The organism is Streptomyces sp. MMCC 100, assembly GCF_041538145.2.
GTDB lineage: Bacteria > Actinomycetota > Actinomycetes > Streptomycetales > Streptomycetaceae > Streptomyces.
In genome coordinates, this window is sequence record NZ_JBGORK020000001.1 from 2385380 (window position 1) to 2397009 (window position 11630).

Genomic DNA, 11630 nt, shown 5'->3' on the forward strand with positions numbered 1-11630 from the left:
TCCCCATTTCACTCACCCCTTCACGCAAAGGAAGCCGACCTCATGCTGCGCATCGCCGTCCCCAACAAGGGTTCCCTGTCAGGCCCCGCGGGGGAGATGCTGCATGAGGCCGGCTACCAGCAGCGCCGCGAGTCCAAGGAACTGCGGATCGTCGACCCGACCAACGAGGTCGAGTTCTTCTACCTCCGCCCCCGCGACATCGCGATCTACGTCTCCTCCGGCAAGCTCGACATCGGCATCACCGGCCGGGACCTGCTGATCGACTCCGGCGCCCACGCCGAGGAGATCCTCCCGCTCGGCTTCGCCCGCTCCACCTTCCGCTTCGCCGGCAAGCCCGGCACCGCGAACGGCATCGACGACCTCAAGGGCCGCACCGTCGCCACCTCCTACGAGGGCATCGTCGCCGCCCACCTGGCCGACCGGGGCGTCGACGCCTCCGTCGTCCACCTGGACGGCGCCGTCGAGACCGCCATCGAGCTCGGCGTCGCCGAGGTCATCGCGGACGTCGTGGAGACCGGCACCTCCCTGCGCAATGCGGGCCTTGAGGTGTTCGGCGAGCCCATCATGAAGTCCGAGGCCATCGTGATCCGCCGCTCGGACGCGGAGCCCGACGAGACCACCGAGCCCAAGGTCCAGCAGTTCCTGCGCCGCCTCCAGGGCGTCCTGGTGGCCCGCACGTACGTGATGATGGACTACGACTGCAGGGTGGAGCAGCTGGAGAAGGCCGTCGCCCTCACCCCCGGCCTGGAGTCCCCGACCGTGTCCCCGCTGCACAACGAGGGCTGGGTCGCCGTCCGCGCGATGGTCCCCGCCAAGGAGGCCCAGCGGATCATGGACGACCTGTACGAGATCGGCGCCCGGGCCATCCTGACCACGGCCATCCACGCCTGCCGGCTCTGACCAGCCCGCCGGCTCCGATTCGTCTGCCGGCTTCGACCGCCCGCCGTCCCGGAGCACGACCCGGAGCCACGCCATGCCCGACACCACGCCGGACGACCTGCCGGCCCTGCCCGTCACCTTCCGTCCGGGGCGCACCCGTGCCGTCCTGATCGTCCTCGCGGTCGTCGCCTTCGCGACCATCACGGCGGTCGGGATGCTGCTGGGCGGCCTCGGCCCCGGCGAGCGCCTGAGCTTCGTGTTCACGGCCCTCGTCCTGGCCGGCGTGCTGCTCCTGCTGTCCCGGCCCCGGGTCGTCGCCGACGAGACGGGCGTCACCGTCGTCAACCTGACCGCCAGGCGGCGCCTCGCCTGGCCCGAGATCCTCCGGGTCAACCTCCGCCAGGGCGACCCCTGGGTCTTCCTCGACCTCAGCGACGGCACCAGCCTGCCCGCGCTCGGCATCCAGCCGGGCATCGCCAAGCAGCGCGCCCTCGCCGACGCACGAGCCCTGCGCGACCTCGTGGAGGCCCGTTCCGGTGCCCTCCCCGAGGCTCCGCGTGACTGACGCGGCGCCGCCGACCCTGCCGCGGGCACCCTTTTCGTGATTAATCTGGGAACGCGGACGCGGCCGTCGCGTCCTCACCCCTGTCGCTCCGCCCGGTGCGCGGGGGTTCCTGCTACCCGAGGAGTGACTCCCTCCGGCGATGGACGGACCGTCCTGCAGTATCTGCGCCGCCCCCTGCTGTGACACCCCACAGGCGGCGGCATCATGACCACCCCCCTGCTGCTCCTGGCAGCCGCGTTCCTGCTGATCCTCGCCAACGGCTTCTTCGTGGCGGCCGAGTTCGGCCTGGTGACCGTCGAACGGCCCGACGCCGAGCAGGCCGCCGCGGCCGGCGACCGGCGCGCCCACCGGGTCGTCGAGTCCCTGAAGGAGCTGTCCTTCCAGCTCTCCGGCACCCAGCTCGGGATCACCATCACCTCCCTCGTCGTCGGCATGCTCGCCGAACCGGCGCTCGCGCAGCTGCTCGACGGCCCGTTCACAGCCGTCGGCGTCCCCGACGGCGCCGTGTCCGGTGTGTCGGTCGTCGTCGGCATGCTGCTGGCCTCGGCGGTCCAGATGGTGATCGGCGAGCTGGTGCCCAAGAACTGGGCGGTCTCCAAGCCGCTCCAGGTCGCGCGCTTCGTCGCCGGGCCCCAGCACGCGTTCGCCCGGCTCTTCCACCCGGTGATCGCCGCGCTCAACGCCGTGGCCAACCGCCTGGTCCGCACGCTGGGCATCGAACCCGCCGAGGAACTGGCCTCCGCCCGCACCCCCGGCGAACTGGTCTCCCTGGCCCGGCACTCGGCCCGGGCCGGCGCCCTGGAACAGGACACCGCCGACCTCTTCGTACGGACCCTCTCGCTCGGCGAACTGACCGCCCAGCACGTCATGACGCCCCGCGTGAAGGTCAGCGCCCTGCACTCCTCGGCCACCGCCGAGGACGTCGTCAACCTGACCCGCGCCACCGGCCTGTCCCGCTTCCCCGTCTACCGGGAGAAGATCGACGAGATCGTCGGCATGGTCCACCTCAAGGACGCCCTCGCGGTCCCCGTGCACGACCGGCTGCGCACCCCGGCCGGCCGGATCGCCCGCCCGGCGCTGCTGGTCCCCGAGACCCTGCCCGTACGGCCGCTGCTCACCCGCCTGCGCAGCGAGCAGCCCATCGCGGTCGTCGTCGACGAGTACGGCGGCACGGCCGGCGTCGTCACCCTGGAGGACATCGTCGAGGAGCTCGTGGGCGAGGTCCGCGACGAGCACGACGGCCTCGACGTGCCCGAACTCGCCCCCGCCCCGCCCGAGGAGGGCCGCCCCGCCTGGGACGTCGACGGCAGCTGCCGCGTGGACGCCCTGCGCCGCGTCGGCCTTCAGGCGCCCGAGGGGCCGTACGAGACCGTGGCCGGACTGGTCGCCGACCTGCTCGGCCGCATCCCCGCCGTCGGCGACCGGGCCGAACTGCCCGGCTGGCGGCTCTCGGTCCGCCAGGTCGGCCACTACCGCGCCGAGCGGATACGACTGGTGCGCACCGCGCCGGTCTCCGTACTGGAGGCCGCCCGATGAGCGTCCTGCAACTCCTCTTCGCCGCACTGCTCGTGCTCGCCAACGGCTTCTTCGTCGGCGCCGAGTTCGCCCTCGTCTCCGTGCGCCGCAGCCAGATCGAACCGCTCGGCACCGCCCGCGCCCGACAGGTGCTGTACGGGCTGGAACGGCTGCCGCAGATGATGGCCGCCGCCCAGTTCGGCATCACCGTCTGCTCGCTGACCCTCGGCGCGGTCGCCGAGCCGACCGTCGCCCACCTGCTGGAGCCGGTCTTCGAGTGGATCCACCTGCCGCACGGCATGATCCATCCGCTCGGCTACGTCGTCGCGCTGGCCGCCGTGGTCTTCTGCCACCTCGTCATCGGCGAGATGGTCCCGAAGAACCTCGCGATGGCCGCCCCCGAGAAGGCCGCGCTGTGGCTCAGCCCCGGCCTGGTCGCCTTCGCCCGCCTGTGCCGGCCGATCACCGTCGCGCTCGGCGCCTGCGCGCAGGGCATCCTGCGGCTCTTCCGCGTCGAGCCCAAGGACGAGGTCGAGGCCGTCTTCACCAGCGAGCAGCTCAACCGCCTGGTGGAGGACGCCGGCCAGGCCGGCCTGCTCGACCCGGAGGAACAGGAACGCCTGGAGGACGCCCTGGAACTGGGCTCCCGCCCGGTGACGGACGTACTCCTCCCACGCGAGTGCCTGGTGACGGTCAGCCCCTCGGTCACGCCCGGGGAGATCGTCGCGCTCACCGCCCGCACCGGGTACTCGCGCTTCCCGGTCGCGGCGGAACAGGGCGCCTTCATGGGCTACCTGCACGTCAAGGACGTCCTCGACCTGGAGGAGTCCGACCGCGCCGTCCCCCAGCACCTGTGGCGCCCGATGCCCACCCTGCGCCCCGAACTCCCTCTGGACGACGCCCTCACGGTGATGCGCCGCGCGGCGACCCACCTGGCCCAGGTCACGGACGCGTCGGGGCGGGTGCTCGGCCTGGTCGCGCTGGAGGACGTACTCGAACTCCTGGTCGGCGAGGTGAGGGACCCGGCCCACCGGGAGGTGACCCTGGCGACTTAGCCGCCCCCCGCTGCGGGCAGTCGTGCCGCTGGGGGCGGCACGGGTGGGCGCAGCGGCACCCCCGCCACGCCGGGCTGCGCTTCCCCCCCCGGCCCGCACCGAGGCTCGGCAGCTACGTGGCCGAGGGATCCCCCGGCCCCCGCCCCGACAGCACTTCCCCGTACGCCTGCATCAGATCCGGCAGCCGCAACGTCGCCAGATCGTCCCGGGTCAACTCCCCGGGATACACGGACAGCCGTAGATCGCGATACGCGCAGCTCTTCTCGTACAGCGTCCGCAGAAACCGCCCGTTCCCCAACTCGTCGATCCATCCCTGATCCACCACGTGCCCGGCGATCGACCGCAGCTCGTCCAGCGCCTCCTCGTCCCACACGTCCCCGTTCTCCGCCGCGAGCACCTCCCCGATCGAGGTCAGCTCCAGGGGCCGGTACGACGGAAAGTCCACCCGCGTCGTGAAGCGCGACGACAATCCGGGATTGGCGCCCAGCAGCCGGTCCATGCCCTCCGGATAGCCGGCCAGGATCACCACCAGGTGGTCCCGGTTGTCCTCGGCCCGCTTCAACAGCACCTGCAGCGCCTCGTCGCCGTACGCGTCGCCCTTGCCGTACCCGGAGTTGGACAGGGAGTACGCCTCGTCGACGAAGAGGACACCGCCGAGCGCGGAGTCGATCAGCTCGTTCGCCTTCACGGCGGTCTGGCCCAGGTACTCGCCGACCAGATCGGCCCGCTGCGCCTCCACCAGGTGGTCGCCGCCGAGCAGCCCGAGGGCGTAGAAGACGCGGCCCAGGATGCGGGCCACGGTGGTCTTGCCGGTGCCGGAGGGGCCCGAAAAGACGAAGTGACGTTTGGGCGGCTGCACGGGCAGGCCCTGTCCGGCCCGCAGCCGTGCCATGTTCAACTGTGCGGACAGCGCCTTGACCTGCCGCTTCACCGGTTCGAGCCCCACCATCCGCTCCAGCTCGGAGAGCGCCTCCTCCAACAGCGCCGGATCGGTGGGCCCGGTGGGCAGGGACGGGTCGGGCCCGCCCGCCTTCTCGCGCACCGACGCTCCGCCGAGCGGGGGCAGCGGGGCGGACAGCGGGGGCTCGGGCGCGGAGAGCTTGACGCCGCGCTCCTCGGTGCCGAAGAGGGGGTCGAGTCCGTCCAGGCCGTCCGTCCCCGCACCGGCCTGCGCGAGCCCCGCGAGGTCGGTCGGGTCGTCGTAGCCGTCGCCCTCGGCGATCGCGGCCAGCCGGGCCGAGGTGTCCATGAAGGCGGGGTCGACGCGGTGCACCGCCCGGTACAGCGGGAGCGCGGCGGCGCTGCGCCCGGTGCCCTCGCGGGCCCGCGCCAGCCAGTACCGCAGCTCCTTGCGCTGCGGCTGCTCGCTGCGACACCGCATCAGGGCCGCCGACAGCAGCGGCTCGGCCTGCCCGAACATCTCCAGGCGGACTCGGGCCATGCCGCTGAACAGGCCGGCCTCGATGCCCAGTAAGGGATCTCCGAGCAGCGGATCGGTGTGCCGGACCAGCTGGTCCCAGTCCTTGACGAGGTAGGCGCGGCAGGCGTGCAGGAAGCGGACCTGGGGGTCGGAGTCCACCGGAGGCAGCCCGGCCAGGGCCCGGTCCAGCTCCGGGACGTGCCGGCCGTCCAGCCAGTGCGAGGCGTGCGCCAGCAGCAGGTCGCGCGGGTTCTCCAGCACCGGCTGCACCCACCAGCCCAGCCAGTACCAGGAGTTGAGGGTGCGGCGGTGGCGGGCCCGCTGCTCGCCGAAGCGGTCGCGGTTGCGGAACATTCGCAGGAGCGCGTTCGTGGTGTCGACGCGCAACGCGTGCAGTCCCAGCCAGCCGTCGGCCATCGCGGGATCGATCCGCACCGCCGCCCGGAACTCCTCCTCGGCCTGCGGGTAGGCCCCCATGGTGTAGGCGTCCACGCCGCGCAGCCAGGCGAGTTCGGCCGGGGCCTGTGGGCCCTGCGTGCCGAAGTCCATCACGTCCCCCACCTACCGTGCCCCCGTCGGTAAGCCGCCGAGCCGTCGCCCGTCGGCCGCCTCGGTCAACGGCTGTACCGCGGACCGGAGTTGCAGGTGCGTGCGGCAATCTCCCGTAGCTCGCACCGAGGGCATCGTACCCGCGGCGGTCTTTCCTCCGAAGGGTGCGGGAGGGGTCGTTCCGCGAGGTGGGAGCGGGTGGGGCGCACGACCGGGCGGTGACCGAGGGTGAGCGTGCGGCGTCGCGGAGCAGCCGGAAAAGGCGGTCAGGGCAGAACGAAGCCCCCGATCACGGGGGAACAACCGGGGGCTTCGCGTCTGTCGGCGGCTTCGAACTGCCGCACATTCAGAACGTAAGACCTGTACGGCCCCTGGGTCAAGCGAAGTTGGGGCACGTCGGCGGGTTGCCGGGGCGCGATCTTCACGAGTTCAGCACATTGCGGAAGGTCCGTCACTCTGCGTGAGGAAGTGGGCTCCGGTGGTGGTTCCCGCGGGCCCCGGCAGTACCTCGTACCCCTGTTGGCGCTCTCGCACCAGAAGGTGCGCGAAGGGGCGCGAGGGGTCCTCGGCGAAGTGCCGGCGCTCGGCCGGGATCCACCCGTCCCAGAACGTCCGCTGTTCCGCTCCGTCGCGCGCCCGTCCGCGCGCCCACGCCTGCTCCCGGGGCAGGTCCATCCAGAGCAGCCCGGCCAGGTGCGGCCGCAGCGCCGCGCGGCCCGCGCCGACACCCTCGACGATGATCACCGGAGCGGGCGGCAGCGGGCGCGGCGCTCCGAAACGCCGGGTCCGCCAGTCGTAGGGCGCGTAGTGCGCGGTCTCACCGCGCCGCAGGGGCTCGATCACCTGGCCGAGCAGTCGCGCGGTCCAGTCGAACAGCTCGTCGTGACTGGCGATGTCGTCGAGGTGCAGCACCGGCGCATCGTCGAGCCCGGCCGCCAGCCGCCCGGCGAACGTGGACTTCCCGGACCCGGCATGTCCGTCGACGCCGATCAGGCGCACGGGCCCGCAGGAGGGGGGAAGCCGGCGGAGCCGGGCTGCGAGGTCGAGGATGGCGGATCCTGAGGGGGAGGGGCGGACAGGTTCGCTCGCACTCTAACCGCCCGCCACTCCCGCGCCACGGCCCCGCACGCCGACCTCCCCGGCGCGACGCCCCACCCCGCCGTCCCCCGCGGCCAAGCCTCAGCCGCGTGCCCGGTGTGCCGTGCCGCGACGCCCGCGTGGCCCCACGTCGCCGTCCCCCTGCCGCGACGCCCGCGTGGCCCGGCGCGGCGTCCCCGCGCCATGGCGCCGGGACCGCCGCTCCCGTGTCTCCGCCCTTCCCGGCCCCCGCTCCCGTGCCTCGGCCTTCTCGGCCCCCGCTCAGGTGCCTCCGCCTTCCCGGTCCCCGCTCCCGTGCCTCCCCCTTCCCGGCCCCCGCTCCCGCGCCTCGGTCTTCCCGGTTCCCGCTCCCGTGCCTCGGTCTTCTCGGCCCCCGCTCCCGTGCCTCGGTCTTCCCGGTCCCCGCTCCCGTGCCTCCGCCTTCCCGGATCCCCCGCCCGACCCCTCGCCGACCCGCCACTGGTCGACACCAATATTGGTGGCGTGGCGTGCGTGGAAGTGCTGGCAGGAGCGGGCGCCTGCGGCCATAGTTGGCGCACGACCGTGCAACGACGGACCCGCCCGACCCGGACACCTGGGGGTCTCCCGCTCATGAGCAGAGTCGAACAGCCGTCCCGCAGAGCCCTCCTGGCCGCGGCCGTCGCCGCAGCCGCCGTGGCGGGCGGCGCGATCCCGGCCACCGCCCATGCCGTGTCCACCGCGGGCACCGGCGGTACCAAGGGCCCCGACCGTGCCGGCTTCCGGCGACCGGTCGACTACCAGGCCTGGACCACGTTCAGCGACTGGCGGCGCGGGACCGTGCGGGGGGTCCGCCCCGTCGCGGGCGCCCGCCCCGGCGTCGTGATCGGCGCCCCGGCCGGCACCACCGACTACACCGACCCCCACACCGGCACCACCGCCGCCTGGGAGTACGCGACCTGGACTTCGCCCGTCCACCGGCTCGCGGTGCCGTCGACGGAGGTCATCGCCTCCTGGAACGCGCACACGCCGGGCGGCACCTGGATCCAGGTCGAACTGAAGGGCACCTACTCCGACGGCACGGACACACCCTGGTACGTGATGGGCCGCTGGACGGCCGGCGACGGCGAGCAGGACATCAGGCGGACCTCGGTCGACGACCAGAGCGACGGCAAGAGCAGCATCTGGACCGACACCTTCTCGATCGACGACGCCTCCACCGGCCTGCGCCTGACCGCCTACCGGCTCCGGCTCACCCTCCACCGCCGCCCCGGCACGCGCACCACGCCCACCGTCTGGCGGCTCGGCGCGATGGGCTCGGACATCCCCGACCGCTTCACCGTCCCGGCCTCCACCCCGGGCCACGCCGGGGAACTGCGCGTCCCGCGCCACTCGCAGGAGATCCACAAGGGCCAGTACCCCGAGTACGACAACGGCGGCGAGGCCTGGTGCAGCCCCACCTCCTCGCAGATGATCATCGAGTACTGGGGCGGCCGCCTCACCGAGGAGCAGCTCGCCTGGGTCGACCCCTCCTACACCGACCCGCAGGTCTGCCACGCCGCCCGGTACACGTACGACTACCAGTACGCCGGCTGCGGCAACTGGCCCTTCAACGCCGCCTACGCCGCCACGTTCAAGGGCCTCCAGGGAGTAGTGACACGCCTCGGTTCCCTCACCGACCTGGAGACGCTGATCGCGGCCGGCATCCCGGCCATCACGTCCCAGTCGTTCCTGGAAGAGGAACTGACCGGGTCGGGCTACGGAACCTCGGGCCACCTGATGACCGTGATCGGTTTCACCGCCGACGGTGACGTGATCGCCAACGATCCGGCCTCGGACGACAACGACGCCGTGCGCCGCGTCTACAAGCGGCGCGAGTGGGAGAACATCTGGCTCAGGACGAAGCGGTACAACGCCAGTGGCAAGGTGGTCTCCGGCACCGGCGGCGTCTGCTACCTGTACTTCCCGGCCCACCCCAGCCCGCGTCAGCGCAAGGCCCTCGCGGCGGTGGGCGTGCGCTGACCGGCCCCGCTGTGACCAAGCTCTCGGCCGCAAAAGCCGCTCACGGTGGCAAGGTGGACACCGTGAGCGGGGGGACTCCGCCAAAGCCGAAGCCCGAGATCAGCGAGAAGCCATGACCGCACACACCGCAGCCGCCGCCCGTGTCCGTACCGGCGGCCCCAAGGACGACGGCCCGAAGATCCTCGAACACGTCATGGGCTGGACCCTCGTCGTCGTGATCGCGATGCTCGTGGTTCAGCTGGGTCTCCTGTGACGTGACCCGCGTGTGACCTGCCCCACGACCCGACCTGCCATACTGCGGATGTCCCGCCGCCCGTAGGAGACCAGGGTCGAAATTGAATATCAGTCAACAACGTGCCGACGCCCGTCCCCGGGCGCGCGGCACCGAGCGCTCGGCGGCACGCCGCGCCGAACTCATCGCCATCGGGCGGAGGTTGTTCGCCGACACGTCGTACGACGCGCTCTCGATGGACGACATCGCCCGCCAGGCGCATGTCGCCAAGGGGCTGATCTACTACTACTTCCGGTCGAAGCGGGGCTACTACCTGGCGATCGTCCAGGACTCCGTCGCCGACCTCGTCACCACCGCGGCGCGCGGCACCGAACTGCCGCAGGTGGACCGCGTCCACCGCACCATCGACGGCTATCTGCGCTACGCCGAGCACAACCAGGCCGCGTACCGCACCATCGTCAGCGGCGGCGTCGGATTCGACGCCGAGGTGCACGCCATCCGGGACGGGGTGCGCGAGACGATCGTCGTCACCATCGCCGAAGGGGCGTACGGCCGCTCCGACATCGGGCCGCTGGCCCGCATGGGACTGCTCGCCTGGGTGTGCAGCGTCGAGGGCGCCACCCTGGACTGGATCGGCCGGCCCGGACTGCCCCGCGAGACCATGCGCGAGCTGCTCGTGAGGTCGCTCGGCGGCACGCTGCGCGCCATCGAGGAACTGGACCCCGCCTGTCCGGCCCCGGCCCCGGCCCGCCGCGACGACGCGTGACGGAGGGGCGGAGACCCGAGCCGGTCCCCGCCCCTCCGCCCCCCCGTGTGCGCCGGGTGGTTCAGTCGATCGCCTTGATCAGCTCACCGTTCGCGGTGTCGCCGCTCAGCTCCCAGAAGAAAGTGCCGCCCAGACCCTGCTCGTTCTTGTAGGACATCTTGGTGGCGATGGTCTCCGGGGTGTCGTAACTCCACCAGTCGCTGCCGCACTTGGCGTACGCGGTGCCGCCCACCGTGCCGGTCGCCGGGCAACTGGTCTTCAGCACCTTGTAGTCCTCGATGCCGTCCTCGTACGTGCCCTTCGCCGGGCCGGTCGCGGTGCCGCCCGGTTCCGACTGGGTGACGCCCGTCCAGCCGCGGCCGTAGAAGCCGAGTCCGAGCAGGAGCTTCGAGGACGGGACGCCGAGCCCCTTGAGCTTCGCGATCGTCGCCGAGGTGTGGAAGTCCTCCTTCGGGATGCCGGAGTACGAGGTCAGCGGCGAGTGCGGGGCGGTCGGGCCGGTGGCGTCCCACGCGCCGAAGAAGTCGTACGTCATCGGGTTGTACCAGTCGACGTACTGGGCGGCGCCCGCGTAGTCCGCCGCGTCGATCTTGCCGCCGGCTGTGGCGTCGGCCGTGATCGCCGCGGTGACCAGGTAGTCCTGGCCGAACTTGGCGCGCAGGGCGCTCATCAGCTTCGGGAAGGCGTCGCGGCCGCTGGTGTCGCAGCTCAGGCCGCAGGCGTTCGGGTACTCCCAGTCGATGTCGATGCCGTCGAAGACGTCGGCCCACTTGGAGTTCTCGACCAGGTCGTAGCAGGACTGCGCGAACGCCTCCGGGTTCTGCGCGGCCTGCGCGAAGCCGCCGGACCAGGTCCAGCCGCCGAAGGACCAGAGGATCTTCAGATCGGGGTGCTTCTTCTTCAGCTTGAGCAGCTGGTTGAAGTTGCCGCGCAGCGGCTGGTCCCAGGTGTCGGCGACGCCGTCGACGGAGTCGGCCGCGGTGTAGGCCCGGTCGGTCGCCGCGTAGGCGTCGCCCATGGCGCACTTGCCGCCGGTGACGTTGCCGAACGAGTAGTTGATGTGGGTGAGTTTGTCGGCGGAGCCCGACGACTCGATGTTCTTGACGTGGTAGTTGCGGTCGTAGACGCCCCATTCGGTGAAGTAGCCGACGACCTTGGATCCGGCCGCGGCCTGCGCGGCGGGTGCCTCGGCCTGCCCGGCGGGTGCCGCTGCGGTGGCCGTGGCCGGACCGGCGCCGGCCAGCAGACCGGCGCCGAGGGCGACGGTGCACAGGGCGGAGAAGAGCGTCCGGACGGGGCGGACGCGGGGGAGGTGCGGGAGGTGCATCGGGTGTCTCCTCGTGGGGGGAAGAGGGAACGCGCGCCGATTGGCATGAACGCGGTAAGGCGTTCGGTCGATCACCGTAGGAGGACTAGACCAGTGCGGTCAATGGTTCGGACCATTCTTGATTCCCGGGGCCGGAATCCCGGCCCTTCGGGCCCGGCCCGGGTTATTCTCCGAATTCTTTGAGTAAGCGGTCGTTAACTGGTGACTCCATGCCTCCGATCGGGCATACTCACAGCGCACAGCC

General features: G+C 72.0%; 10 protein-coding genes. 7 read left to right on the forward strand and 3 right to left on the reverse strand.

What is annotated here, in order from left to right; genetic code table 11:
* The first annotated feature begins 42 nt into the window (after positions 1-42).
* From hisG to ABS735_RS11030, 4 genes are all read left to right on the forward strand, one after another.
* Positions 43-900: an ATP phosphoribosyltransferase gene (hisG, locus tag ABS735_RS11015; protein ID WP_373906278.1), complete on the forward strand. Its 858-nt coding sequence runs from the start codon at positions 43-45 to the stop codon at positions 898-900.
* Between the two features lie 73 nt (positions 901-973).
* Entirely contained in the window at positions 974-1444 is a 471-nt protein-coding gene (locus ABS735_RS11020; RefSeq protein WP_373906277.1) for a PH domain-containing protein, read from the forward strand.
* A gap of 204 nt (positions 1445-1648) precedes the next feature.
* Positions 1649-2980: a hemolysin family protein gene (locus tag ABS735_RS11025; protein WP_373906276.1), complete on the forward strand. Its 1332-nt coding sequence runs from the start codon at positions 1649-1651 to the stop codon at positions 2978-2980.
* The gene (locus tag ABS735_RS11030; RefSeq protein ID WP_373906275.1) at positions 2977-4014 is read left to right on the forward strand and encodes a hemolysin family protein; all 1038 of its coding nucleotides are present in this window, start codon (positions 2977-2979) and stop codon (positions 4012-4014) included. Before ABS735_RS11025 ends, ABS735_RS11030 begins: the two co-directional genes overlap by 4 nt.
* Before the next feature lie 112 nt (positions 4015-4126).
* Here the strand turns inward: ABS735_RS11030 and ABS735_RS11035 are convergent, their stop codons facing one another.
* Both ABS735_RS11035 and ABS735_RS11040 read right to left on the reverse strand, forming a co-directional pair.
* Positions 4127-5983: an AAA family ATPase gene (locus ABS735_RS11035; protein WP_373906274.1), complete on the reverse strand. Its 1857-nt coding sequence runs from the start codon at positions 5981-5983 to the stop codon at positions 4127-4129.
* A gap of 429 nt (positions 5984-6412) precedes the next feature.
* Positions 6413-6982: a uridine kinase family protein gene (locus tag ABS735_RS11040; RefSeq protein ID WP_373906273.1), complete on the reverse strand. Its 570-nt coding sequence runs from the start codon at positions 6980-6982 to the stop codon at positions 6413-6415.
* A 690-nt stretch (positions 6983-7672) separates the two neighbouring features.
* Between ABS735_RS11040 and ABS735_RS11045 the strand changes: the two genes are divergently transcribed.
* The 3 genes from ABS735_RS11045 (at position 7673) to ABS735_RS11055 (ending at position 10059) form a co-directional block, all read left to right on the forward strand.
* Complete coding sequence (locus ABS735_RS11045; protein WP_373906272.1) at positions 7673-9061, forward strand: peptidase C39 family protein; 1389 nt, start codon at positions 7673-7675, stop codon at positions 9059-9061.
* A 112-nt stretch (positions 9062-9173) separates the two neighbouring features.
* Entirely contained in the window at positions 9174-9314 is a 141-nt protein-coding gene (locus tag ABS735_RS11050) for an SCO1431 family membrane protein (RefSeq protein WP_373906271.1), read from the forward strand.
* Positions 9315-9396: 82 nt separating this feature from the next.
* A complete protein-coding gene (locus ABS735_RS11055) occupies positions 9397-10059 on the forward strand; it encodes a TetR/AcrR family transcriptional regulator (RefSeq protein ID WP_373906270.1) in 663 nt (220 codons plus the stop codon).
* A gap of 61 nt (positions 10060-10120) precedes the next feature.
* Here ABS735_RS11055 and ABS735_RS11060 read toward each other — a convergent pair whose 3' ends face one another.
* On the reverse strand, positions 10121-11386 hold the full coding sequence (locus tag ABS735_RS11060) for a glycoside hydrolase family 18 protein (RefSeq protein WP_373906269.1): 1266 nt from the start codon (positions 11384-11386) through the stop codon (positions 10121-10123).
* Positions 11387-11630 lie beyond the last annotated feature (244 nt).